Genomic DNA, 25,602 nt, shown 5'->3' on the forward strand with positions numbered 1-25,602 from the left:
TGGCGGCGGAGCGCTGCACCACGGGCGCGGCGGGGGCGGACGGCGGTGCCGGAGGCGTGGGGCGTCCTGCCGCGAGCCGCTGGATGGGGGGCCCGACCGGCGTGGGGGCGGGGGCAGGCGCGGTGGGCGACGGGCCGGTACCGCCCGGCCTCGGCACGGAGACGGAGGTGGAGCCGAGCGGCGGCAGCACGGTACGGCCGCCCACGGGCTTCGGCGCTTCCCCGGAGGGCGTGCGGCGCCGGAGGGCGGGGGTGTCGAGGGGGGCGGCGGGTACGGAAGCGGCGCGGGGCTGGGGCCCGGAGACCGCCTGTTCGCCCACGCCGGGCACGGCGGCACGGGGAGTGGCCGCACCGGGAACGGACGGACCCGCGCCCGGAACGCCGGCCCGCTGGACGGGGGCCGCCCCGGGCGCCGGAACCGCGGCGGGCCGAGGGGCGCCGGACGCGGCCGGGGCCTCGCTCACGACGGGGTGAACGGAGGGAGCGGAGGAAGCAGGAGGAGCGGAGGGCACGGAGGGTGTGGAGGGTGTGGGCGTGGCGCCCGGAGTCGCGGGGACGTCCACGGCCCGGGGCACCGGTGCCGTCGGGATCCGCCGCAGCGGTGCGACGGGTGCGGCGGAACCGGGCCGGGTGAGGCGCTGAACAGCGGTCACGGGGAGGGGATTCACGGGAGCAGCGGTCGTCGTGGGCGCGGACGTGGGTGTGCCGCCCCCGACGCTCGCGGCCTTCCCGGTGTGCGCGGCGTTCGCGGGCGGCTCCGCCGACGCGTGCCGCAGTGCCGGAGCACCGTCCTGCGGCCCCGGCGTGACCGCCGGACGTGCCGACGGTGCCGGGGCGACAGGAGCAGCCGCCGGGACGGCGCCCGTGGGCACGGTGGCCGCCGCTGGGCCGCCGGACGGACCGGAGGGCTCGGGTTTCCGTGCGCCCGGGGCGCCCCCGCCGGACCGGGCGGCCCGGCGTTGCACGGTGGGCGCGGTCTGCCGCAGAGGCACGGCCGCGGGTGCGGGACGGAGGTGCGGGGCCACCGGTGACAGCGCGGACGGCGCGGAGGGAGCCAGCGCACGGGTCGGCGTCAGTGACCGCACCGGAGGTGCCACGGCGGGCGACACCGGGACCGGCGCCGTCTCCTCCGGCGTCCCCGGGACGGCCCGCTGCACCACGGGCTCCTGCCCACCGGCACGGCTGCCCGGCTCCCGGGAGACGGACCGCACCGGGGCGTCCGGGGTCACCGGAGATCCCGAGACCGCGCGGGACACCGGAGAGACCGACGACTTCGAGGAACCCGAGGAATCCGAGGACGCCGACGGTCCCGACGACCCCGAAGGCACCGATGGTGCTGAGCCCGACGGCACCGACGGCACCGCAGACACCGGAGAACCAGTACCTCCCCCCGCTCCCGAGCCGCCCGAAGCCCCCGCACCCGGCTCGGGCGCCCCCGACGGCGCACCCGGCGGCGGAGTCGTCAACGGCGCTCCGAGCAACGGCCGGCGACGCTGCACGGACGCACCACCGCCTTCGCCGGACCGGGCGTCCGGCCTGCCTCCACCGGACCGGGTGGCCGGCGCGTCGGCCGGTCCGGACGGGGAGACCGCACCGGACGGGGAGACCGCCGGGGCACCGGCCGGAGCGACCGCCGTGGCACCGGCCGGACCCGTGCCGGAGCCCCGCGTGCCCGGTCCCGCCGCCGCGACCGGCAGGGTCCGTCGCTGCACGGTCGCCGCCGGCGCCGTCGTCCGCGTCAGGGACGCGGACCGGCGGGCCGGGGCGGGAGCGGGGGTGACCCGCGGGCCCGCCGGGCGGGTGACGGTGAAGGGGACTGCCGCGCGCTGCACCGGCGGCAGCTCCTCGCCCTCGCCCGGGTGGCCGGCGCCGTGCTCACCGGGAGGCGTGGCGACGGGCAGGTCGAGCGTGGGCAGTTCCAGCCCCGCCGACGGACGCGCCGACGCGGTGAGGACGCCCTGGACCAGTCCGCCGGGCGCGCCGTCGAGCACGGCGTGGGAGAGCGTGCCGGCGAAGGCCGGGTTCTGCCAGGTGCTCAGCCGGCCGGCGAACCCGGCGTCGGCGACCGGCCACGACGGCCGTGCGGTCGCCCGCTGGATCGGCGGCAGCGCGGGCCAGGCGGCCGTACGCGCCGGGGCCGTGGAGCCGGGCGTACCGCCGCCGCGGCCACCGCCGCCACCACCGGTGTCCGCGGGAGCCGCCCCCGCGGGACCCGCGGAACCGGCGTCCGCGGGAGCCGCGGGTGCGGGAGCCACAGGTGCGGGAGCCACAGGTGCGTCGCCGCGCCGCGCGCCCTTCCGCAACCGGTCGAGGAATCCCATGCCGGGTCAGCCTTCCGCCGTGGCGCGGGTGACGAGCGCGGTGATCTGCTCCGTGTACCGGCGGCGGTCACCGTGTTCGAGGTCCAGGATGTCCTCCAGGCTCCAGTGGAAGTGGTAGGCGATGTACGCGATCTCCTCGTGCAGCCGGTCGGTCGCGTACGTCACGATTCCCCCAGGCGGCTCCCGCCGAGTTCGACCTCGAACGGCTGCTCGCAGTGGGGGCAGGTCACGCCGGCCCGGGTGTGGCCCTCGGCGTTCACCTGCCGGTAGAAGTCCTGGAGGAAGGCCAGGTCGGAGGCGAACATGTTCTCCACGACCCCGTCGTGCACCATCGGGAGCGTCCCCAGCCGGGTGATGACCCGGCCGAGCAGCACCACCGACAGGTAGGCGGGGTTCTCCTGCACCCGGACGTCGCGCAGCGGGACCAGTTCGTCCCGGGCGGTCGCCAGCCGCATCACCCCGTGCTTGTGCACGGTGCCGGTCTCGTCGACGTAGCCGCGCGGCAGTTCGAAGGGGAACTCGGTGCGCAGCGTCCCGCCGCCCGCGGGCTCGCCGGACGCCGCCGGGGAGGCGGGCCCGCCGGGAACGGCCTCCTCCGGCTCCGCGACCGCGACCGCGGTCGCGTCGGCGGGGGCCGGGCCGGCCGGGGGGATCCCCGGCCGGGCGGTGGTGCGTCGCATTACTCGATGACCAGTTCTTCGAACGTGATGGTCACCGTCTCGGTCAGCGCGGAGGCCTCGCCGGCCTTCACGGTGCTGGTGTCGATCTTGCTGCACCAGGCGTTGCGCATGTTGTACCGCTTGACCGGATTGTTCTGGTAGTCCATCACCATGATGGTCGCGTTCTTGCGGGCCGTGGCCATCGCGCCGTTGACCGACTCGTTGATCCACTCGTTGAACGCGGCGGACTGGGTCATGCCGCGCACGACCGTGCAGGTGCCGGCCTTCTTCACGCCCGGCATCTTCTTGGTGACGGGTTTGCCCTGGGCCGAGACCTGCTGGTACTCGATCACGTCCTGCTCGATGCTGAGGCCGCTGACCTCGGCGAGGTACTCGACCATCACGCCGTCGATCTGGAGGCCGAAATTGTGTGACGTGAGGGCGTCACCCGGCTGCAGACTCATCTGTCGTCACTTTCCTTCGGGAAGAGGAGGGGGAGCGGAGTTCGCGGGGGAGAGGGGGAGGGGGCGGGGAGCCCTCCGGGACGGCCCCCTACTCCTCCAGCTCCCCGCTGCCGCTGGAGAACTGGGCCAGCCGGAAGATCACGAACTCGGCGGGCTTGACCGGGGCGATGCCGATCTCGCAGACGACCCGGCCGAGGTCGACGGACTCCGGCGGGTTGGTCTCCTCGTCGCACTTGACGTAGAAGGCCTCCTCCGGGCGGGCGCCGAACAGGGCGCCGGAGCGCCACTCGTTGACGAGGAACGCGGAGACGTTGCGCCGGATCCGGGCCCAGAGCTGGTGGTCGTTGGGCTCGAACACCACCCACTGGGTGCCGATCAGGATCGACTCCTCCAGGTAGTTGAAGTACCGGCGGACGTTCAGGTAGCGCCAGGCCGGGTCGGAGGAGAGGGTGCGGGCGCCCCAGACGCGGATGCCGCGGCCGGGGAAGGCGCGGATGCAGTTGACGCCGATCGGGTTGAGCAGGTCCTGCTCGCCGCGGGTGATCTGCAGCTCCAGGTCGACGGCGCCGCGCACCACCTCGTTGGCGGGCGCCTTGTGCACGCCGCGCTCGAAGTCGTTGCGGGCCCAGACGCCGGCGATGTGGCCGCTCGGCGGGACGGTCCGGCTCTGGCCGCTGGCCGGGTCGAACACCTTGATCCACGGGTAGTACAGCGCCGCGTACTTGGAGTCGTAGCCGGCGGTCTCCTGGCGCCAGACGCGGATGTCGCGGGCGTTGAGGCCGGGCGGCGGGTCGATGACGGCGACCCGGTCGCCCATCAGCTCGCAGTGCGCGATCAGGCCGAGCTGGACGGCCTTGACGGCCTCCAGGTCGATGTCGCCGCGCTGGTAGGCGGCCATCAGGTCGGGGACGGCGACCATGGAGATCTCGTCGACGGCCTCCAGACCGCCGAAGCCGGTGCGGTCCGCGGAGTCGCCGACGTACTGGGCCGGACCGGGGTGGCCGGCGCCCTCGGCGGCGGCCGGGACGGCGGGCGCGGGCGCCGGGGCGACGAGCGCGACGGTCTGGTTCTCCGGGCGGGCGAGCTGCGCCGCCGGGGCCGCCTCCTGCACGGTGATGAGCTTGGAGCGCTCCTTCACCTGCGTGACGACGTAGGTGCGGCTGCTCTTCTTGGCGCTGACGTCGAACGTCTCGACGGGGCGGTCGCCGTCCTTGACGGTGAGCCGGAACCGCTCGGCGGGGCCCTCGCCCTCGGGGTCGGAGACCTCGACGCTGAGCGGGCCGGAGCCGGCGGCCACGGCGGTCACGGTGAAGGTGCCGAGCTGCGCCGGCGTCCCGGCGGGCAGGGCGGCCCGCGGGGCCGCGCCGGTCACCTCCGCGGGCGCGCCGGACGCCTCGCCCGCGATGCCGCCCGGGGCGCCGCCGACCCGCACCACGTAGGCCGCGCTGCCGCCGTTGTTGAAGAAGCCGTAGACGGCGTGCGCCAGGTGGTAGCCGTCCGTGAAGGCGCCGAAGGAGGCGACGAACTGGGTCCAGTTGGTGACCAGGGTCGGCTCGTTCAGCGGGCCGGAGGGGGCGAGGCCGACGAAGGCCGCCACCGATGTGCCCACTCCTTCGATGGGGCGCGAGCCGCTGGCCACCTCCTCGACGTAGACGCCCGGCGACAGGTAGGACGGCATGCTCTGCTCTCCTCGGGGTACGAGTCAGGTCTGTACGCACCCTCGCGCGCGCGGTGCGCCCACCGGAACGGCTGCGAGTGCCGTGTCCGGGGCATCGCCGTTGCCCGGAAAGGCAGGACGCGCGCCGCTGCGCCCCCGCGCGGGCGGGAATCCCGCGGTGGGAGCGGGGCGTCCGGCGGCCCTCCGGTCCCGGCGTGCGCGCCCTGCGGGACGCCCCGGCACCGCGCCGGGCAAGCGGGTGCCTTTCCGGGCAGCCGGCCCTGCCTCGCAGCCTCCTGACGCCTTCGGCGCCCGACCGTAGCGTCGACGCGTGAGCCTATGGACTTCTCTTGAACCGGCGTCGGCGACGGTCGACCCCGGCGGCCGTGCGACGGTGCGGCTGCGGGTGCGCAACACCGGCGACGTGGTGGACGAGTACCGGTTCGAACCGGTGGGCGACCTCGCGCCGTACGCGCGGGTGGAGCCGCCGTCGCTGCGCCTGTACCCCGGGACCACGGGGACCGTCGAGGTGTCCTTCGACGTGCCGCGCACCCCGGACGCGGCCGCGGGACCGCATCCGTACGCGGTCCGGATCACGCCGACGGAACACCCCGAGGCGACCACCGTCCCCGAGGGGAACATGACGGTCACCCCGTTCACCGAGGTGCGGGCCGAGCTGGTGCCGCCGGTGGTGAAGGGGCGGCTGCGGGGCAAGCCGGTGCTCGCCGTGGACAACCTCGGCAACACCAAGGTGACCGCCTCGCTGAGCGGGAGCGACAACGGCGACCAGCTCTCCTTCGACCTGGACCCGGGCAACGTCCAGATCGAGCCGGGGCGGGCGGCGTTCGTCAAGGCGCGGCTGAAGCCCCGGGAGATCATCTGGTTCGGCTCCAAGCAGGAGCGTCCCTACACCCTGACCGTGCAGCGCTCCGGGGTCGATCCGCTGGGCGTGGACGGGAAGTTCGTACAGCGCGGCTTCCTGCCCGGGTGGCTGGCCACGGTGCTGGCCACGACCCTGGCGCTGGCGGTCGCGTTCCTCGTGATCTGGCTGACGTACAAGCCGGACGTGCGGTCGCTGGCCACCGAGAAGACGGCGCAGGCCGAGGCCGGTGCGATCCCCGCCCCCAGCGCCTCGGCGGCCGCGCCCCTCACCCTGCCGAGCGCCGGGGCGTCCCCGGAGCAGAAGCCGCCCGAGCAGGAGGAGCCCGCGGACACCGGCGCGGAGGACGCGGGTTCCGGCGAGGAGGAGGAGCCGGCCTCCGGCGGGGGCGGCGGGGGCGGCGGAGGCGGCGAGGAGAAGCAGGCCGAACCCGAGTCCCTGGTCGGTGACTTCATCGTGGGCGTCGGTTCCGACCGGTGCGTCACCGTCCCGCTGAAGAAGGGCCAGGCGCACGACGGCACCGGCCTGGTGATCCGGGACTGCGACCCGAACGCCGCCAACCAGCGCTGGGAGTTCCGCGGCGACGGCACCGTCCGCTCGATGGACATGTGCATGGACGTGGCCTGGGGCTCGCGGGACGACGGCGCGCTGATCCAGCTCGCCCGGTGCAGCGGCAACCCCGCCCAGAACTTCGCGATGAGCCCCGCCGCCGACCTGGTCAGCGTGCTGGCCGACAAGTGCGTGGACGCCATGTGGAGCGGCACCGGCAACGACACCGGGCTGCACCTGTGGACGTGCGGGGGCACACCCAACCAGAAGTGGACGGTGCGCACGCCCTGACGGTGCGCCGCGCCCTCGTGGTCGGGGCGGCTGCCAGGTGCCCCGCGGCGGGGGCGGCTACCAGGTGCCCTCGCCCGGCACCAGCCGCCCCGCCTTGCGGTACTCCCGCCGCGCCCCCTCCAGCAGGTCGGCCGTGGTGACCGCGCCGTCCCGGTCCGCCGCCGCGTAGGCGGCGGTGACCACGGCGCTGCGGATGGAACCTCCGGCCAGCTCGAAGTCCCGCGCCACCCGGCGGACGTCGACGTCGTCCGCGCACGGCACCCGGGACAGGCAGTGCTCCCACAGCGCGAGCCGCTGCCCGGCGTCCGGGAAGGGGAAGTCGACCACCAGGTCCAGCCTGCGGGTGAACGCCTCGTCGATGTTGGCGCGCAGGTTGGTGGTGAGCAGCGCGATGCCGTCGAAGGACTCCAGCCGCTGGAGCAGGTAGGCGCTCTCCAGGTTGGCGTACCGGTCGTGGGAGTCCTTGACCTCGGAGCGCTTGCCGAACACCGCGTCCGCCTCGTCGAAGAGCAGCACGGCGTCGGTGCGGTCCGCCTCGGAGAAGACCCGCTCCAGGTTCTTCTCGGTCTCCCCGACGTACTTGTCCACCACCGACGACAGCTGGACGACGTAGAGGTCCAGGCCCAGTTCGGCGGCGACGACCTCGGCGGACAGGGTCTTGCCGGTGCCCGACTCGCCCGCGAACAGGCCCAGGACGCCCCGGCCCCGGCCGCCTCCGGCGCTCAGCCGCCAGTCGCCGAGCACCCGGTCGCGCAGCCGGGCCCGTCGGGCCAGTTCGCGCAGGTGCGCGAGGGGCGCCTCGGGCAGCACCAGGTCGTCCCAGGTGACCGCCGGCCGGATGCGCCGGGCGTGCTGCTCCAGGCCGGAGGTGGACTGCTGGCGCGCGCCGAGCCGGAGGTGGGCCGGGGCGAGGGGGGCGCCGTCGAACGCGGCGAGGGCCCGTGCGGCCCGCACCGCCCGCGTCACCCGGTCGGTGCCCAGGTGGTACGGGGCCACCGTGGCGGCCAGGTCGAGGCGGAGGTCCGGGTGCGAGGTGTCCGTCGGGGCGGCGGTGTCCGCCGTGCCGTCCCCGTCGTGCAGGGCGGCGGCCCAGGCGTGCACGACGTCCGTCCCCAGCCGGGGGGCGTCCAGCACCAGCGGGTCGTCGTCGCACCACTGCGGGTCGTAGGGCCGGGGGCCGGTGAACACCACGGGCACATCGGGCACCGACAGTGCCCGCACGAATGCCCCCGGGTCGTCCGGCAGCGCGGAGACGACCACCGCGCGGTCCAGCAGCCGGGCCTCGCGGACCAGGGCGGCCAGCGGCTCCTCGGTGTGCGGGCCGCGGGGCCGGTAGTGCAGGGCGCCGCCGGGCAGGGCGCGCGCGGCGTGCGCCAGGCCCTCGCCCTCACGGTGCTCGCGCAGGTAGACGGTGAGCGGCTCCTCCTTCAGCCGGGTGGCGAGCCGTCCGGTGAAGGTGTCCTCGCCGGCCGGCTCGGCGGCGGACGGCACGGTGAGCGGGCGGACCCGTCCGGTGAGCGACGGGTCGGGGGTGTCGTCGCCGAGGAGGTGGGCGACCACTCGGCCCGGCACCCGCAACGACCGGCTGAGGAACGGGCGTTCCGGCTCCTCGACGTCCAGCAGGGCGAGCGTCCGGAGGGGGGCGGAGGGGTGGAAGACCGCGCGTGCCTCGGGGCGGTGCACGGGCGCGCCGCACAGGTCGAGGGCGAGCCCGGTGGTGGCGCGGCGGCGGCCCACGTCGTCGTTGAGGTAGCCGTACAGCGGCTCGAAGGAGCGGTCGAGGTCCGGGGCGAGCGCCGCCAGCAGCACCATGACCTCCAGCGGGCGCAGGCCGAGCCGCCGCGCGAGCGGGCCGAGCCGGTCGCCGGGGGGTTCCTCGTCGTCGGCGGGTTCCGCCGGGGCCGCGGGGGCGGCGTGCAGGTGGTGGCGTACGGCCGCCTCGGAGAGGTAGAGGCCGCGCAGGGGGTCGTCGGCGGTGGGGTCGCCGGCGGAGCGGTGCTCGACCAGCCGGGCGACGCGGTCGCGGAGCCGGGTGACGCGGGTGAGGAGGGCGTCGGCGGGGTCGTGGGCGGTCACCGGGTGCGCCGTCCGCGCTCGACGTGGTGCGGGCGGTGGGCGCGGCCGGGAGTGCCGTCCTGGACGCCGTCGACGGACCGGACCCGGACGACCGCCCCCTCGGTGACGGGCGGGCCGGCGTCGTACTCGGGGTACGACGGGAACGGCACCAGCGCCACCAGGTCGAGGGACGGCTTGAGTTCGCCGCCGAGCGCGGACCAGATCTCGGCCAGCGACCGCGACTCGGTCTGCGTCCCGGAGACCGACAGCGTGACGGACAGTCCCAACGCGGCGAGCGGCGGCGGAAGTTCGACGGGCGGGAGGATCTCGCGGGGGAGCAGCGTGGCGAGCGCGGCCGACAACAGGCGGTGCTCGTCCTGGGGTTGCCGGGTCCAGGCGGTGACCAGGTACGACAGACGGAACCAGCGCGGCGGCACGCGGCGCTTCACCACCTGGCCCCGGTCGTCGGTGACCGCGACCGTGCCGCGCTCCCGCCGGGACACCTCCTCGCGGATGTCGTAGAGGTAGGCGTTCAGGGTGGGCGCGTTGCGGCGGGCCGCCCAGTCCCGGGTCGGGGCGTCCAGCGACACCTCGACGCCCGAGCCGGCCAGGGCGCCGCCCTTGAGAAGCTCCTTGAGGACCTCGTCCACCTCGTGGATCACCGTCGTACTCCTGCTCTGCCGTCGCGCGGTCCGCCGGCCGCCGCACCGTCCGGATCCGTCGATGGTGCCCGGGGCGCACGGCACAGGTGCGGGCGCCGGGGCGTGAGCGCGGGCAGCACGGGATGCCCGAGGGCGCCAATTCGATTGCCTGTGCGGTCAGATGTAACCTTCCCGAAGGGCGTACGCGACGGCGTGCGCCCGGTTGCGGAGGTGCAGCCGGGTGGTGATTCCGTGCAACACGTTCTTGACCGTCCGCTCGGAGTACGAGAGCTTTCCGGCGATCTCTCCCGTGTCCAGTCCCTCGGACACGAGCCGCAGGACGTCGACCTCGCGGGCCGTCAGGCCGCTCGCGGGGGAGCCGGAGTGCCCGGCGGACGTGCGGTGCAGCGTGCCCACCCGGTTGATGAGCCGGCCCAGCAGGTCACCGGGGAGGTCCCCGTCGCCCCGCGAGGCCGCGACGACGGCCCGCACCAGCCGCTGCGCGGTGGCCTCGTGACGCCAGACGATCGCGCCGACGCCGCACTCGACGACGTCGAGCAGTTCGTTCTCCCGGATCGCGCCGACCACGAGCACGGCGCGGCTGCCGTCGCTGCGGACCAGCTTGCGCATCCGTGTCAACAGCCCCTCGTCGAGCTGGTCGTTGACCAGGAGGGCCACGGTGCCGGGGCCGGGCCGCCCGTCCTCGACCAGGTCGATGACCGGGTGGCGGCGCAGTTCGCTGGCCGCGCCGGCCCGGGAGATGGGGTCCGGGGCCTCGACCACCACGGGGATACGGCTGCCCGGTCCGGCGGGCGCGGCCGTCTCGGGGCCTGTCAACGAGCTGTGCAACCGATTCCCCATACCCGACCGTGCGACCGCCGACGGGGCGGCCGCGTCCGACGCTTCGGTCCCACACTCCTGTGGCGGGTGGGGCGCGGGCAATCGTGGAGAACCACGAGACGCACCACGAGATCAGGGGCGGCGACCGCGCACGTCCCGGCGGGGTCCCCGCACCGGCGGCCGGGGGCTCGGTCACGGCTCTGCCCGGATGGAACACGACCGGGCACTCCGCGTCCATACCCGCGGCACGCATTCACCCCTCCGTCCCGTTCTCTGCCTCAACAGGCCGTCCGCGTCCGCCCGTCAGGGCACCCGAACGGCCGTTTCCGCGTCCTTCAGACCGGGGCCGGTGTCCGGAGCGACTCCGTCCCCCTTCCGCGATCCGTCCGGCCCAGGAGGAACCGTTGCCGTTAGGAGAACGCCTGAGCGAACGGGACGACGCCCTGCGCCTGCTGGCCGCGCAGGGCGAACGCGCCCGTGCCGGAGCGGGCCGGCTGGTCCTGCTGCGTGGCGCCACCGGCACCGGACGCACCGCGCTGCTGAGAGCCGCGGCCGGACAGGCGGCGCACCAGGGGATGCGGGTGCTGCGGGCGCGCGGGATCCCGGACGACGGCGGCACGGACTGGGGCGTGGCCCGGCAGCTCTTCGGCGCCGACGCGGGCTTCCTCCTGGAGCTCCCGGCGGCGGCCGGCACGTCCCCCGCCGAGCACCGGCGGACGCAGGGCGCGCTGCTGTGGCGGCTGCTGGAGACGTACGCGCGGCGGGGCCCGCTGTTCGTCGCCGTCGACGACGTGCACGCCGCCGACGCGTCCTCGCGCCGCTGGCTGACGGAGGCGGCGCGGCTCGTCGACGGGCTGCCGGTGCTCCTCGTGGTCACCGAGCGCAGCCAGTACGACATCGACCCGGCGGGACACGGACTCGTCCACGGGCTGTCCCCCGCCTTCGTCCACACCCACACCCTCGCCCCGCTGAGCGCCGGCGCCGCCGCGGAACTCGTGCGCGCCGCCCTCCCGGACGCCGGGCCCGGCCGGGTGGCCGACTGCGTACGCGCCGGGGCGGGCAGCCCGCTGCTGCTGCGGGCCCTGCTGCACGACCTGTCGTCCTGGACGGAGTCCTCGCCGGAGTCCTTGTCGGAATCCTCGTCGGAGCCGTCGTCGGCCGCGTTGCCGGACACCTGCGCGGCGCTGTACCCGGGCGCCTACCCGGAGGCCGTCTCGTGGTGGCTGGCCGGCGCGGGCGGGGCCACGGCCCGGGTCGCCCGCTGCCTGGCCGTGCTGGAGAGCGCGGAGGCGGACCGGGCGGCCGCCCGCGCCCCGGAGGGGGAGGGCACGGAGACCCGGTGGGACCGGTGCCCCGGGTACCGCCCCGACGAGCGCCGTGACACGCAGGCGCGGACCCTCGCCCGCATGGCGCGGGCCGATCCGGACCGGGTCACCGGCTGGCTCACCGCGATGACCCGGCTCGGCCTGCTGCGGCGGGACGCGGGCGGACCGCACCGGTACGCCCACCCGCTGCTGCGGGACGCCGTGCTCAGCGGCTGGACCGGCGGGCGGCGCCGGGAGGCGCACCGCGCGGCCGCCGAGGAGCTGATGCGGGAGGGCGCCCCGGTCGCCGTGGTGGCCCGGCACCTGCTGCACGGCTCCGCGGTGGCCGAGCCGTGGGCCGTCGACGTCCTGCTGGAGGCGGCGGCCGAGGAGGCCCGCGCCGACCGGCCGCGGTGCGCCGTGGCGTTCCTGCGGCGCGCCCTCGACGAACCGATGGAGCCGGTCCGGCGGGCCGCCGTCCTCATCCAGCTCGGCTCCCTGGAGTGCGCCGCCCACCCGTCCGGCGGACTCGCCCGGCTCGCCCAGGCCGTACGGCTGCCCGGCGACTCGCGGGACCGGGTACGGGCGACGGTCGCCCTGGCCACGGCGCTGGCCCGCAGCGGGGACACCGTGGCGGCGCAGCGGATGCTGCGGGAGGAGGAACAACGGCTGGCGGGGCGGCCCGGACTGGCGCGCACCCTGCGCGCGGTCACCGTGCTGCTGTCCGACGCCACCCCGCACGCGGCGCGCGCCGACCACGAGCCGCCCCCGTCCCCGCCCGCGCCGGACGAGGACGGGCCCGACCTGCTCGACGCGGCCCACCGGATGCTCGCCGTGCGGCACGGGGCGACGGCCGGCCTGATCTCCTCGTGGGAGGCGATGGAGCGCGTCCGCGCGCTCACCGAGGGGCCCGCCGACCCGCTCGCCGCGCCGTTCCTGCACGGCATGGCCGCGCTCGTGGCGCACTGGGCGGACGAGCTGGACACGGCCGAGCGGCTGGTCCGGCGGGCGCTGGACCCGCTGGCGTCGTTCCTGCTGCACCCGATGCACCACATCCTGACCGACGTGCGGGTGGACGTCGCGGCGGCCCGCGCCGACTACGACGCCGTCCTGGCGGAGCCGCGGGCCCGCACGCCGGGGACCTGGTCGTCCGGACCCGGCCCCACCAGCGCGCACACGCAGGCCGTGATCGCGCTGGTGGAGACGGGACGGCCGGAGGAGGCCGCGCGGCTGGTCGACGGGTTCGACCTGCCGACCGCCCCGGACTCCTGGCGCACCCACCGCTTCCTGTACGCGCGGGGCGTGCTGCGGGCCGCGTCCGGGCAACCGGCGCGGGCGCTGGAGGACTTCCTGGAGTGCGGGCGCCGCCAGGCGTCCCTCGGGGCGCGCCTGTCCGTGGTGTCACCGTGGCGCGTGGGCGCCGCCGAGTGCCTGCTCGCGCTGGGCAGGCCGCACGAGGCGCTGGCGCTGGCGGAGGAGGAGGCGCGGCTCGCCGAGGTCTGGGGCACCGCGCGGGTACGGGGCCGGGCGCTGCGGACGCTGGGCGAGGCGACGGGCGGCCGGCGCGGTCTGCGGCTCACGTCCCGCGCGGTCGGACTGCTGCGGGGGACGCCGGGCGGGGCCGAGCTGATCGCCGCGCTGATCGCGCACGGCAGGCTGCTGCTCGGTTTTCGGGAGCGCTCCCAAGCACGGGAGGCGCTGCACGAGGCGGTGGAACACGCGGAACGCCTCGGCGCGGTGCGGTTGCGCGGCGTGGCGGAGGACCTGCTCCACGAGGGCGGCGCCCGCCGCCCCGGCGCCCCCCGCACCGGCCCGGCCGCCCTGACCGACAGTGAACGCCGCATCGCCGGCCTGGCGGCCGAGGGCCGCACCAACGCGGAGATCGCGGCCTCCCTCCACCTGGCCCGCCGCACGGTCGAGACCCACCTGACGGCGGCCTACCGCAAACTCGGCATCACCCGCCGCACGGAACTCCCGTCGGCCCTCCCGCCGCCGTCCCCCTACGGACCTCCGGCCCGCGCGGGGTAGGGGACGGCGCCCGCCGCGGGGACGGCGGTCGCTCCGGCTCCTCCGCGCCGCCGCGCTCCGGTCCACGACGGCGCGGGCCGGTCCTCCTGCGGACCGCCGGACCGCGTCGGCTGAGGGGCAGCGCCGCCGTGCCCGCCCCGTGGGGACGGTGGCTGCTCGTACTCTGCCGGGTCGCCGCGTTCCGGCCTGCGTCGGCGCGGACGGCTTCCCCTGCGGACCGCCGGCCCGCGTCGGCTGAGGGGGTGGCGCGGCCGGGACGCCGGTTGTTCCGGCCCGCGTCGGCGCGGGCCGGTCCCCTTGCGGACCGCCGGACCGCGTCGGGGCGGGAGACCACGCTGCCGCACCCGCCCCGCAGGGACGGCCGTCGCTCCGCCCCGCCGCGGCGCGAGCCGTATCGCGTGGCGCGGCGGACGCGTGCCGGCGTCTCCGGAGACGCTCCCGGATCATGCCGAAGGGGCCGCCCGGAGGCGGCCCCTTCACTGCGCGGTGTGCGTCACTTCACCGGTTCCGGTTCGGGAGCCGGCTCCGGCTCCTCCTCGCCGGCCGGGCCGGCGGGGGTCTTGACGGACTCCAGCAGGAGCTGGGCGACGTCGACGACCTGGGTCGACTCCTTGGCCTTGCCCTCGTTCTTCTTGCCGTTGACCGAGTCGGTCAGCATGACCAGGCAGAACGGGCAGGCGGTGGAGATGATGTCCGGATCCAGGGAGAGGGCCTCGTCGACGCGCTCGTCGTTGATGCGCTTGCCGATCCGCTCCTCCATCCACATCCGGGCGCCGCCGGCGCCGCAGCAGAAGCCGCGCTCCTTGTGACGGTGCATCTCCTCGTTGCGCAGACCCGGGACCTTGCCGATGATCTCGCGCGGCGGCGTGTAGATCTTGTTGTGACGGCCCAGGTAGCACGGGTCGTGGTAGGTGATCAGACCCTCCACCGGGGTGACCGGGATCAGCCTGCCCTCGTCCACCAGGTGCTGCAGCAACTGCGTGTGGTGGATGACCTCGTAGTCACCGCCCAGCTGCGGGTACTCGTTGCCCAGGGTGTTGAGACAGTGCGGACAGGTCGCGACGATCCGCTTCGCCGACTTCGGCTTGCGCGAGGCCTCAGTCACCCTGCCCTCGTCGTCCGTCTCCTCGCCGAACGCGGCATTGAGGGACATCACGTTCTCCATGCCGAGCTCCTGGAACAGGGGCTCGTTGCCCAGCCGGCGGGCGGAGTCACCGGTGCACTTCTCGTCACCGCCCATGATCGCGAACTTCACACCCGCAATGTGCAGCAGCTCCGCGAAGGCCCGGGTGGTCTTCTTCGCACGGTCCTCCAGCGCACCGGCACAGCCCACCCAGTACAGGTACTCCACCTCCGACAGGTCCTCCACGTCCCTGCCCACGACCGGGACCTCGAAGTCGACCTCCTTGGTCCACTCCAGACGCTGCTTCTTCGCCAGACCCCAGGGATTGCCCTTCTTCTCCAGGTTCTTCAGCATCGTGCCCGCCTCGGACGGGAACGCCGACTCGATCATCACCTGATAACGGCGCATGTCGACGATGTGATCGACGTGCTCGATGTCCACCGGACACTGCTCCACGCACGCACCGCAGGTGGTGCACGACCACAGCACGTCCGGATCGATGACACCGCCCGCGGCGAAGCCGCCCTCGGACACAGCCCCGGCGGTGCCGACCAGCGGACGCCCGGCCTCGGCGAGCGCGGCGGCCGGCACACCGGCCAACTGCTCCGCCGACGCCCTCTCCTCGCCCTCCACGGTCCTGCCGCCACCCGCCAGCAGATAGGGCGCCTTGGCATGCGCGTGGTCACGCAGCGACATGATCAGCAGCTTCGGCGAGAGCGGCTTGCCCGTGTTCCACGCCGGACACTGCGACTGACACCGCCCGCACTCGGTACAGGTGGAGAAGTCCAGCAACCCCTTCCAGGAGAACTGCTCCACCTGCGAGACGCCGAAGACGTCGTCGTCACCGGGATCGCTGAAATCGATCGGCCTGCCGCCCGAGGTCATCACCGGCAGCGCACCCAGCGCGGTGGAACCGTCCGCCTCACGCTTGAACCAGATGTTCGGGAACGCCAGGAAACGATGCCAGGCCACCCCCATGTTGAGGGTGAGCGAGACGACGATCATCCAGACGAACGACGTCCCGATCTTGATCATGGCGGTCAGGTAGACCAGGTTCTGCAGCGTCTCGACGGACAGGCCGTCGAAGGCGAGGACCAGCGGGTACGAGGCGAAGTACGCGGGCTCGTAGCTGTCGACGTGGTGCAGGGCGCCCTCGAGGCCGCGCAGCACGTAGATGGCGAGGCCGATGGTGAGGATGACGGCCTCGACGAAGTACGCCTGGCCGGACTTGGAGCCGGTGAAGCGGGACTTGCGGCCGGGCCGGGTCGGCAGGCTGAGCAGGCGGATCACGATCAGCGCCAGGATGCCCAGGACCGTCATGACGCCGATGAACTCGATGTACATCTCGAACGGCAGGAAGCCGCCGATGACCGGCAGCACCCAGTCGGCCTGGAAGAGCTGGCCGAAGGCCTGGGCGAGGGTGGGCGGCAGGGTCAGGAAGCCGACGGCGACGAACCAGTGGGCGATGCCGACGATGCCCCACCGGTTCATGCGGGTGTGGCCGAGGAACTCCCGCACCAGGGTCACACTGCGCTGGTAGGGATGGTCGGTCCGGGCGCCGGCCGGGACCGGCTGGCCCAGCTTGAAGTACCGGACGAACTGGCCGATCGCGCGTGTGAGCAGCGCAACGCCGACCACGGTCAGGAGCAGCGACACGATGATCGCGGCGAGTTGCATGGGGGCTCCTCGGGCCTGCGAGGGGTTCAGGGTGTGGAGTGGGTCGTCGGGGGCTTCGCCAGGGCGCGCCGTCCGACTTCCCTGAGATTACTAAGCGGTAACTTACGCAGTTCGTCCGAGGTTACCCCCATCCTCGGCCGCACTGTAACCGGGTGTGGGGTGATCTGAGTCGCTGAGGGTCGCCTGTGCGGGCGACCCGTGCGCCTGCCCCGCACACCCGCAAGGGTGCCAGGTGAGGGCACCGACGACCGTACCGGAGGGCGTCCGGGACCCGATCGTGTTATTCACGCTAAATCGGTCGATACGCCCCTAACGTATATCCGTGCTCTACGGGACCGCCGCCGCCGCCACCGCACTGCTGCTCTCCGCCCTCCTCACCGGGGTGCTGCGGGTCCCCGCGCTGCGCCTCGGGATCACCGACCGCAGGCGGCGCCGGGCCGTGCCGCTGTCCGGGGGAACGGCCGTCGCCCTGGCCACCGCCCTGGTCGCGACGGCCGCCGACGCCACCGGTCTGGTGCCCCTCGGCGCCGGGGTGGGGCGGGTGGTGGCCGCGGCCGGCGGTGTCGCGGCGCTCGGGCTGGCCGCCGACGCCTGGCGGCTGCGCCGGTGGGTCACGCCGGCCGGTACGGCGGTGGCGGCGGCCTTCGTCGTGCCGTACGGCGAGACCGGGGTGGTCGGCGGGGTGCTGGCCGCCGGGTGGATCGTGGCCGTGACCGTCGCCTTCCGCGGGCTGGACCACGCCGACGGGCTGGCCGGCACGGTCGGCGCGGTGGGCGCGTTCGGGGTCGCCGCGTGCGCCACGGCCGAGCTGATGGACGGGATGGCCGCGCTGCTGGGCGTGCTGGCCGCCGCGCTCGCCGGTTTCCTGCTGCACAACTGGTTCCCCGCGCGGGCGGGCCTCGGGGCCGGCGGCGCGCTGTTCACCGGTTTCGTGCTGGCGTCGTCGGCGGTGTTCGTCCGGGCCGGGCAGGGGATCGGCGCCGGTGTCGCCGTGGTGTCCGCGCTGACGGCGCCGGCGTGTGCGGACGCCGTCCTGGTGGTACTCGGGCGGCGCCTCGACCGCCGTCCGGTCACGCGCGGGCGGCCGGACCACCTCGGGCACCGGCTGCGGCGGCTGGGCCTCGCGCCCCGCGCGGTGCCGGTGCTGCTGGGCACCGGGGCCGTGGGTGCGGCGCTGGTCGGGGTGTGCGTGCACACGGGCGCCCTGTCCCCGGGGGCGGTGGGGTGGGTCGTGGCGGTCGCCGCGGTGCTCGTCCTGGTACTGGTGAGGCATTCCGTCACCCCTGTTTTCCGTCCGCGTCAACGTGTCGCCAGTGTGTCGTCGCAGGTCAGTGAGCGGTTGCGTGTAAGGAGCGGATAAGAGTTGAGTCTGGCTGACTCAGCTCTGTTGACCCGACGGCGGGCGTCATGCATGCTTGAGTCTGATCCACTCAAGTCAGCTGGAGGAATCGAAATGGCACGTGCGGTCGGCATCGACCTGGGCACGACTAACTCCGTCGTCAGCGTTCTGGAGGGCGGCGAGCCCACCGTCATCACCAACGCCGAGGGCGCCAGGACCACGCCTTCCGTCGTCGCCTTCGCCAAGAACGGTGAGGTGCTGGTCGGCGAGGTGGCCAAGCGCCAGGCCGTGACCAACGTCGACAGGACCATCCGGTCGGTCAAGCGCCACATGGGCACCGACTGGAAGATCAACCTGGACGGCAAGGACTTCAACCCGCAGCAGATCAGCGCCTTCGTGCTGCAGAAGCTGAAGCGGGACGCCGAGGCGTACCTGGGCGAGAAGGTGACCGACGCGGTCATCACCGTCCCGGCGTACTTCAACGACGCCGAGCGCCAGGCGACCAAGGAGGCCGGCGAGATCGCCGGTCTGAACGTGCTGCGCATCGTCAACGAGCCGACGGCCGCCGCCCTGGCGTACGGCCTCGACAAGGACGACCAGACCATCCTCGTCTTCGACCTCGGTGGCGGTACCTTCGACGTCTCCCTCCTGGAGATCGGCGACGGTGTCGTCGAGGTGAAGGCCACCAACGGTGACAACAACCTCGGTGGTGACGACTGGGACCAGCGCGTCGTCGACTACCTGGTCAAGCAGTTCCAGGCCGGTCACGGCGTGGACCTGGCCAAGGACAAGATGGCGCTGCAGCGTCTGCGCGAGGCCGCCGAGAAGGCGAAGATCGAGCTGTCCTCGTCCACCGAGACCTCGATCAACCTCCCCTACATCACCGCGTCCGCCGAGGGCCCCCTGCACCTCGACGAGAAGCTGACCCGCGCCCAGTTCCAGCAGCTGACCGCGGACCTGCTCGAGCGCTGCAAGACCCCGTTCAACAACGTCATCAAGGACGCCGGCATCGCCGTCAGCGAGATCGACCACGTCGTCCTGGTCGGCGGTTCGACCCGGATGCCCGCCGTCGCCGAGCTCGTCAAGGAGCTGACCGGCGGCAAGGAGGCCAACAAGGGCGTCAACCCGGACGAGGTCGTCTCCATCGGCGCCGCGCTCCAGGCCGGTGTCCTCAAGGGCGAGGTCAAGGACGTCCTCCTGCTCGACGTCACCCCGCTGTCCCTCGGCATCGAGACCAAGGGCGGCATCATGACCAAGCTGATCGAGCGCAACACCACGATCCCGACCAAGCGCTCCGAGATCTTCACCACGGCCGAGGACAACCAGCCGTCCGTGCAGATCCAGGTCTACCAGGGCGAGCGCGAGATCGCGGCGTACAACAAGAAGCTGGGCATGTTCGAGCTGACCGGTCTGCCGCCGGCGCCGCGCGGCGTCCCGCAGATCGAGGTCTCCTTCGACATCGACGCCAACGGCATCATGCACGTCACGGCGAAGGACCTCGGCACCGGCAAGGAGCAGAAGATGACCGTCACCGGCGGTTCGTCGCTCCCGAAGGACGAGGTCGAGCGGATGCGCCAGGAGGCCGAGAAGTACGCGGAGGAGGACCACGCCCGCCGCGAGGCCGCCGAGACGCGCAACCAGGGCGAGCAGCTCGTCTACCAGACCGAGAAGTTCCTCGCGGACAACGCGGACAAGGTGCCCGGCGAGATCAAGACCGAGGTCGAGGCCGCCGTCGCCGAGCTGAAGGAGAAGCTCAAGGGCGAGGACACCGCCGGGATCCGCACGGCCACCGAGAAGGTCGCGGCCGTCTCGCAGAAGCTGGGCCAGGCCATGTACGCCGACGCCCAGGGCGCGCAGGCCGCGGGCGGCGCGTCCGCCGGCGCCGGTGAGGCCAAGGCCGACGACGACGTCGTCGACGCGGAGATCGTCGACGAGGACCGTAAGGACGGTGCGGCGTGACGGAAGAGACCCCGGGCTTCGACGAGCAGCAGCAGCCCGATGTCCCTTCCGGCGCACCGTCCGAGGACGCCGAGCCGCAGGCCGCCGCTCCCGCTGAGGAAGAGGCGGCCCCGGCCGGGGACACGGAGCAGAACGTCGCCCTGGCGGCTCAGCTGGACCAGGCCCGCACCGCGCTGAACGAGCGCACCGCGGACCTCCAGCGCCTCCAGGCCGAGTTCCAGAACTACCGCCGGCGGGTGGAGCGTGACCGGGCGGCGGTCAAGGAGGCCGCCGTGGCGAATCTCCTGTCCGAACTGCTCCCGGTGCTCGACGACATCGGCCGGGCGCGGGACCACGGCGAGCTGGTCGGCGGCTTCAAGTCGGTCGCCGAGTCGCTGGAGACCACGGTGGCGAAGCTGGGCCTCCAGCAGTTCGGCAAGGAGGGCGAGTCCTTCGACCCGACGATCCACGAGGCCCTGATGCACTCCTACGCGCCGGACGTCACCGAGACGACGTGCGTGGCGATCCTGCAGCCGGGGTACCGCATCGGCGAGCGCGTCATCCGCCCCGCGCGGGTGGCCGTCGCCGAGCCGCAGCCCGGCGCGCAGACGGCTCTGCCGGCCGAGGAGGGCGCCGAGGACCGGGCCGACGCGGAGAACAAGGAGAACGGTGGCCCGGAGGAGGGCTGACGTTATAGCTGACGCAGGGAAGGAGGGACGTCGGGGATGAGCACCAAGGACTTCATCGAGAAGGACTACTACAAGGTCCTCGGCGTCCCCAAGGACGCCACCGAGGCCGAGATCAAGAAGGCGTACCGGAAGCTCGCCCGCGAGTACCACCCGGACGCCAACAAGGGGAACGCCAAGGCGGAGGAGCGGTTCAAGGAGATCTCCGAGGCGAACGACGTCCTCGGCGACCCCAAGAAGCGCAAGGAGTACGACGAGGCACGCGCCCTCTTCGGCAACGGCGGGTTCCGTCCGGGGCCGGGCGCGGGCGGCGGCTCCTTCAACTTCGACCTGGGCGACCTCTTCGGAGGTCAGGCCGGCGGCCAGGCGGGCGGCTTCGGCGGCGGCCTCGGTGACGTCTTCGGGGGCCTGTTCAACCGGGGCGGCACGGGGACCTCGCGGACCCAGCCGCGCCGGGGCCAGGACATCGAGTCCGAGGTGACGCTCAGCTTCACCGAGGCGATCGAGGGCGCGACCGTTCCGCTGCGGATGTCGTCGCAGTCGCCCTGCAAGGCCTGTTCGGGCACCGGCGACAAGAACGGCACCCCGCGCGTGTGCCCGACCTGCGTCGGCACCGGACAGGTGGCGCGGGGCTCCGGCGGCGGCTTCTCGCTGACCGACCCGTGCCCGGACTGCAAGGGCCGCGGTCTGATCGCGGAGGAGCCCTGCGAGGTCTGCAAGGGCAGCGGCCGGGCCAAGTCCTCGCGGACGATGCAGGTGCGCATCCCCGCGGGGGTCAGCGACGGCCAGCGGATCCGGCTGCGCGGCAAGGGGGCGCCCGGCGAGCGCGGCGGACCCGCGGGCGACCTGTACGTCGTCGTGCACGTCGGCGCCCACCCGGTGTTCGGCCGCAAGGGCGACAACCTGACGGTCACCGTGCCGGTCACGTATCCCGAGGCGGCCCTCGGCGGCGAGATCCGGGTGCCGACGCTGGGCGGTCCGCCGGTGACGCTGAAGCTGCCTCCGGGCACACCCAACGGGCGCACGATGCGCGCCCGCGGCAAGGGGGCGGTCCGCAAGGACGGCACCCGCGGTGATCTGCTGGTCACCGTCGAGGTGAGTGTCCCGGGGGACCTGTCGGGGAAGGCTCGTGACGCCCTGGAGGCGTATCGCGAGGCAACCGCGGACCAGGATCCGCGGGCGGAGCTGTTCCAGGCCGCGAAGGGAGCTTGATGCGATGGACGGCCGTCGACGCAATCCGTACGAACTGACCCAGGACACCCCGGTCTACGTCATTTCGGTGGCGGCCCAGCTCTCCGGCCTCCACCCGCAGACGTTGCGTCAGTACGACCGGCTGGGGCTTGTGTCGCCGGACCGCACGGCGGGCCGGGGCCGCCGCTACTCGGCCCGTGACATCGAACTGCTCCGTCAGGTGCAGCAGTTGTCGCAGGACGAGGGCATCAATCTGGCCGGAATCAAGCGCATCATCGAACTGGAGAACCAGGTCGCCGCCCTCCAGGCCCGCGTGGCCGAACTGGAGGACGCGCTCGACGGCGCGGCGGCGGCGATGCGTCAGCGTGAGGCCGCCGTGCACGCCTCGTACCGCCGTGACCTGGTGCCTTACCAGGAGGTGCAGCAGACCAGCGCGTTGGTGGTCTGGCGTCCCAAGCGCCAGCAGCAGTCGGACTGACCGCGCGCGGACGCGGAGAGGGGCCCGGGAGTCCACGCGACCCCCGGGCCCCTTCTCTCCTGCCTGAGCACACCTGTGGCTATGGTATGCCTGCGTGCCCAGGTGATCCTCGCGGTGTTTCCGCAGGACTTTCACGAGTTCAGCGCGCTGTGTCGTGTCCATCTCGTTAAGTGGTTGCCCCTTGACGCGGACGGGCGTCGAAGCGTTGGCTTTTCAGTCACATGGGCCGCAAAGCTGTGCCCACGTCCAAAACGCACCTGAAGTGAGCCCTCGCATGCGTCGTATCGCCATATCCGTGGCCGCCGTCTCCATGTCCGTCACGCTCGCCGGCTGCGGCCTCGACGCGGCGGGCGGCAGCGACGACGCGAGCCCCGCCAAGGGGGACGACATCACGGTGGGCCTGCTCCTCCCGGAGAAGGCCAACACGCGGTACGAGCAGTTCGACTACCCCATCTTCAAGAAGAAGGTGGAGTCGCTCACCGACAACAAGGGCAAGGTCGAGTACGCCAACGCCGAGGCGGACGCCGACAGGCAGGCCGCCCAGATGCAGGGCATGATCGACAAGAAGGTCGACGTCATCGTGCTGGACGCGGTGGACGCGCACGCCATCGCGGAGAGCGTCAGCAAGGCCAAGGACGCGGGCATCCCGGTCATCGCCTACGACCGGCTCGCCGAGGGCCCGATCGACGCGTACATCTCCTTCGACAACTCGCTGGTCGGCGAGGTGCAGGGGCGCACCCTGCTGGAGGCGCTCGGCGGCGACCTGAGCATCACCGACAAGATCGTGATGATGAACGGCTCGTCCACCGACCCCAACGCCAAGCAGTTCAAGGCGGGCGCGCTGTCCGAGCTCAAGGGCAAGGTCACCATCGCCAAGTCCTTCGACACCAAGGACTGGGACCCCGAGAACGCCGAGAAGAACATGTCCGAGGCGATCAGCGAGATCGGCCTGGAGAACATCGAGGGCGTCTACTCCGCCAACGACGGCATGGCGGGCGGCATCGTCAAGGCGCTGCGCGCCGCCGGCGCGACCGATCTGCCGCCCATCACCGGCCAGGACGCGGAGATCGCCGCGGTGCAGCGGATCGTGACCGGCGAGCAGTACATGAGCGTGTACAAGTCCTACCCGGAGGAGGCCGAGAGCGCCGCGGAGATGGCCGTGGCGCGGGTCCAGGGCCGGGACATCCAGTTCGACGCGCTCACCCGCGACCGCGTCGACAGCCCCACCCAGCAGGACATCCCGGCGCAGCTGGTGCCGGTGGTCGCGCTGACGAAGGACAACATCGAGGACACCGTGATCGCCGACGGGTTCTACGAGGTGTCGGACATCTGCACCGGGGAGTACAAGGCCGCGTGCGCGGAGATCGGCCTCAAGTAACAGCCGCACGAATCCGGCCACCGGCCGGCCCCCCGGGTCGGCGCGGTGGCCCGTCCCGTGTTGCACGGCAGGTTCCGGCCGCGCATAGTTGCGCTGCGGAAAGACGCTGAACCGGGGGTGGTATGGGCGATGGCCGGGCACGGGGCGGAGGAGCATCCGCACGGTGCTGACCGACTGTGCGAGGCCGGGGACCGCGTGTACTCCCGGGCCGTACGGCGCGGACGGCTGCCGCGCCGGGAGGCCGAGCGGGTGCCCTGCCTGCTGGAGCTGGCCCTGCTGCACCCCGACCCGGACGACATGGACTGGCTGGTCCCGACCTCCCCGCAGGAGGTCATGACCCGGCTGCTGCGCGGCATGTACGACGAGGTGAGGGCGAGTCAGCGCCGCGTCGGCTCGGCGGTCGCCGCCTTCGAGTGGTACGCCGGTCTCGGCCGCCAGGTGCCGGCCGCGGGGGTGTCGTCCGAGGGCCCGGCGATCCGGGTGCTGGACGGACTGGCCCGGATCCAGGCCGCGATGGACGAGGCGACGCAGGCGTGCACCACCGAGGTGCTCACCGTCCAGCCCGGCGGCATCCGGCGCGAGGCCGAGCTGTCGGAGGGCCTGCACCGGGCGATGGCGCTGCGCGGGCGGGGCGTGCGCATGCGGGACCTGTACACCCATGTCGCCCGCCACGGGCACGGGTTGCTCAGCTACCTGGAGCTGATGGGCGACGCGGTGGAGGCGCGCACGCTGGACGAGGTCGTCGAGCGGCTCATCCTCTTCGACCGCACGGTCGCCTTCATCCCTGCCAACGCCGAGCGCACCATGGCGCTGGAGCTGCGCCATCCGGCGCTGGTGGAGTACCTGGGCACGGTCTTCGAGCGGCTGTGGCGGCTCGCCATCCCGCTGACCGCCCCGCTCCCGGACACCGGCATCGAGGGCATCTCGCACCGCGAGCAGTCCATCGCCGCCCTCCTCGCGGAGGGCCACCAGGACGCGGTGATCGCGGAACGCCTCGGCATCAGCGTGCGCACCTGCCGGGCGCACATCGCCCGCCTCTCCGAGACGCTGGGGGCGGCGAGCCGCACGCAGTTGGGCGTGCGGATCGCCCAGGCGGGGCTGGACGGCGCGCGCCCGCCGGTGGTCACTCCTCCCGGTCGAGGATCCCCGACCGCGCGATGAGGTAGCCGAGTTGGGCGCGGCTGCCGCTGCCCAGCACCGCGGCGAGCTTGGCGATGTGCTCCCGCGCGGTGCGGATGTTCATGCCGAGCCGGTCCGCGACGACGGCGTCGGTGTGCCCCTCGACGAGCAGCGCGGCGATGGCGCGCTGGCGCGGGGTGACGCCGTTGAGGGTGGGCTGCCGGTCCGCCCGCGGGTACATGGGGGAGCCGAGGCGCCACAGCCGGTCGAAGGTGGTGACCAGGAACGTCACGATCGCCGGGTGCCGGACCTCCAGGGCCGTCGCGCGTTCGGGACCGGCCGGGATGAAGGCGACCGCGCGGTCGACGATCACGAGGCGGTCGGTGATCTCGTCCAGGGAGCGGGCCTCGACGTCGCCGGTGAGGCGTTCGTAGCGGGCGGCCAGGGTGGGCGCGTGGCGCAGGGTGTGCTGGTACAGGGCGCGGATGCGGCCGCCGCGGTTCAGCAGGGCCTGGTCGCGCCGGATGGCGGGCTCGTGGACGGCCGGGTCGGACCGGACGTACGTGCGGTACGGCTGGACGGCGAGGAGTTCCGAGGCCTCGGCCATCGCGTCGTCGATGACCCGCCCGATGCGCTCCGTGCCGCTGTGCCGGGTGACGAGGGGGGGTTCCTGCTCCGGCGGTCCGGCGGCGCGCAGCAGCGGCGCCAGGGCCTGCGCGAGCTGTTCCTGGCGCCGTCGCTCCTCGGCGACGCGGTCCTCGGAGGCGCGCAGCAGCCGGTGCAGGGCGAGATGCGGTGCGACCGGCTCCAGCCGGCCGGGGTCGTCCCCGGCGGGCCGCAGCAGGCCGAGGCGGAGCAGGAGCGGGGTCTCCGCGTCCGCCGAGGCGGGCAGCCGGCCCTGGTCCAGGGCGCGGGCGTACAGGTCCAGCGCCTCCGCCCGCAGCGCGTCCGTCCCCTCGTGTGGCGCGTCGCCGCTCATGCCTGG

The 25,602-nt window shown here is 73.8% G+C and carries 18 protein-coding genes; 9 read left to right on the top strand and 9 right to left on the bottom strand.

Translation table 11 applies throughout. From position 1 onward, the window contains the following. Positions 1-2,326: 2,326 nt before the first annotated feature. From ACWH4W_RS06880 to ACWH4W_RS06895, 4 genes are all read right to left on the bottom strand, one after another. On the bottom strand, positions 2,327-2,485 hold the full coding sequence (locus ACWH4W_RS06880) for a DUF6760 family protein (protein WP_473074913.1): 159 nt from the start codon (positions 2,483-2,485) through the stop codon (positions 2,327-2,329). Continuing rightward, on the bottom strand, positions 2,482-3,000 hold the full coding sequence (locus tag ACWH4W_RS06885) for a hypothetical protein (RefSeq protein ID WP_473074914.1): 519 nt from the start codon (positions 2,998-3,000) through the stop codon (positions 2,482-2,484). Before ACWH4W_RS06885 ends, ACWH4W_RS06880 begins: the two co-directional genes overlap by 4 nt. Then, positions 3,000-3,443 (bottom strand): phage tail protein, encoded by a 444-nt coding sequence (locus tag ACWH4W_RS06890; RefSeq protein WP_473074915.1) that lies wholly within the window; start codon positions 3,441-3,443, stop codon positions 3,000-3,002. The genes ACWH4W_RS06885 and ACWH4W_RS06890 overlap by 1 nt, the downstream gene beginning before the upstream one ends. An 88-nt stretch (positions 3,444-3,531) precedes the next feature. Next, on the bottom strand, positions 3,532-5,121 hold the full coding sequence (locus tag ACWH4W_RS06895; protein WP_473074916.1) for a phage tail sheath subtilisin-like domain-containing protein: 1,590 nt from the start codon (positions 5,119-5,121) through the stop codon (positions 3,532-3,534). 310 nt (positions 5,122-5,431) lie between these two features. Between ACWH4W_RS06895 and ACWH4W_RS06900 the strand changes: the two genes are divergently transcribed. Further along, on the top strand, positions 5,432-6,820 hold the full coding sequence (locus ACWH4W_RS06900; RefSeq protein WP_473074917.1) for a ricin-type beta-trefoil lectin domain protein: 1,389 nt from the start codon (positions 5,432-5,434) through the stop codon (positions 6,818-6,820). A gap of 57 nt (positions 6,821-6,877) precedes the next feature. Here ACWH4W_RS06900 and ACWH4W_RS06905 read toward each other — a convergent pair whose 3' ends face one another. From ACWH4W_RS06905 to ACWH4W_RS06915, 3 genes are all read right to left on the bottom strand, one after another. Beyond that, positions 6,878-8,896, bottom strand: a complete 2,019-nt coding sequence (locus ACWH4W_RS06905) for an ATP-binding protein (RefSeq protein WP_473074918.1) — start codon at positions 8,894-8,896, stop codon at positions 6,878-6,880. Then, positions 8,893-9,537 carry a Pvc16 family protein gene (locus ACWH4W_RS06910; protein ID WP_473074919.1) on the bottom strand — a complete coding sequence of 215 codons (645 nt, stop codon included), beginning with the start codon at positions 9,535-9,537 and terminating at the stop codon, positions 8,893-8,895. Before ACWH4W_RS06910 ends, ACWH4W_RS06905 begins: the two co-directional genes overlap by 4 nt. Before the next feature lie 156 nt (positions 9,538-9,693). Further along, positions 9,694-10,377, bottom strand: coding sequence for a helix-turn-helix transcriptional regulator (locus ACWH4W_RS06915; RefSeq protein WP_473074920.1), 684 nt, complete (start codon positions 10,375-10,377; stop codon positions 9,694-9,696). Positions 10,378-10,760: 383 nt separating this feature from the next. Here ACWH4W_RS06915 and ACWH4W_RS06920 point away from each other — a divergent pair, with 383 nt between their 5' ends. Then, entirely contained in the window at positions 10,761-13,688 is a 2,928-nt protein-coding gene (locus tag ACWH4W_RS06920; protein ID WP_473074921.1) for a helix-turn-helix transcriptional regulator, read from the top strand. Between the two features lie 493 nt (positions 13,689-14,181). Here ACWH4W_RS06920 and ACWH4W_RS06925 read toward each other — a convergent pair whose 3' ends face one another. Continuing rightward, the gene (locus ACWH4W_RS06925; protein WP_473074922.1) at positions 14,182-16,488 is read right to left on the bottom strand and encodes a (Fe-S)-binding protein; all 2,307 of its coding nucleotides are present in this window, start codon (positions 16,486-16,488) and stop codon (positions 14,182-14,184) included. Between the two features lie 322 nt (positions 16,489-16,810). Between ACWH4W_RS06925 and ACWH4W_RS06930 the strand changes: the two genes are divergently transcribed. The 7 genes from ACWH4W_RS06930 to ACWH4W_RS06960 all read left to right on the top strand — a co-directional run bounded on the left by ACWH4W_RS06930 (position 16,811) and on the right by ACWH4W_RS06960 (position 24,659). Next, the gene (locus ACWH4W_RS06930; protein ID WP_473074923.1) at positions 16,811-17,848 is read left to right on the top strand and encodes an MraY family glycosyltransferase; all 1,038 of its coding nucleotides are present in this window, start codon (positions 16,811-16,813) and stop codon (positions 17,846-17,848) included. Positions 17,849-17,941: 93 nt separating this feature from the next. After that, positions 17,942-19,786: a molecular chaperone DnaK gene (dnaK, locus tag ACWH4W_RS06935; RefSeq protein WP_473074924.1), complete on the top strand. Its 1,845-nt coding sequence runs from the start codon at positions 17,942-17,944 to the stop codon at positions 19,784-19,786. Then, a complete protein-coding gene (grpE, locus tag ACWH4W_RS06940; protein WP_473074925.1) occupies positions 19,783-20,454 on the top strand; it encodes a nucleotide exchange factor GrpE in 672 nt (223 codons plus the stop codon). Before dnaK ends, grpE begins: the two co-directional genes overlap by 4 nt. A 36-nt stretch (positions 20,455-20,490) precedes the next feature. Next, positions 20,491-21,663, top strand: a complete 1,173-nt coding sequence (gene dnaJ, locus ACWH4W_RS06945) for a molecular chaperone DnaJ (protein ID WP_473074926.1) — start codon at positions 20,491-20,493, stop codon at positions 21,661-21,663. Between the two features lie 4 nt (positions 21,664-21,667). After that, on the top strand, positions 21,668-22,120 hold the full coding sequence (locus ACWH4W_RS06950) for a heat shock protein transcriptional repressor HspR (protein WP_006134641.1): 453 nt from the start codon (positions 21,668-21,670) through the stop codon (positions 22,118-22,120). Positions 22,121-22,394: 274 nt separating this feature from the next. Next, positions 22,395-23,498 carry a sugar ABC transporter substrate-binding protein gene (locus ACWH4W_RS06955; protein WP_473074927.1) on the top strand — a complete coding sequence of 368 codons (1,104 nt, stop codon included), beginning with the start codon at positions 22,395-22,397 and terminating at the stop codon, positions 23,496-23,498. A 129-nt stretch (positions 23,499-23,627) separates the two neighbouring features. After that, positions 23,628-24,659: a helix-turn-helix transcriptional regulator gene (locus ACWH4W_RS06960; RefSeq protein ID WP_473074928.1), complete on the top strand. Its 1,032-nt coding sequence runs from the start codon at positions 23,628-23,630 to the stop codon at positions 24,657-24,659. On the opposite strand, the gene ACWH4W_RS06965 is transcribed toward ACWH4W_RS06960, so the two are convergent. Continuing rightward, positions 24,622-25,596: a helix-turn-helix transcriptional regulator gene (locus ACWH4W_RS06965; RefSeq protein WP_473074929.1), complete on the bottom strand. Its 975-nt coding sequence runs from the start codon at positions 25,594-25,596 to the stop codon at positions 24,622-24,624. The two genes, ACWH4W_RS06960 and ACWH4W_RS06965, sit on opposite strands and share 38 nt — an antisense overlap. Positions 25,597-25,602: the final 6 nt, after the last annotated feature.

It is taken from the genome of Streptomyces sp. DSM 120436 (assembly GCF_055778765.1).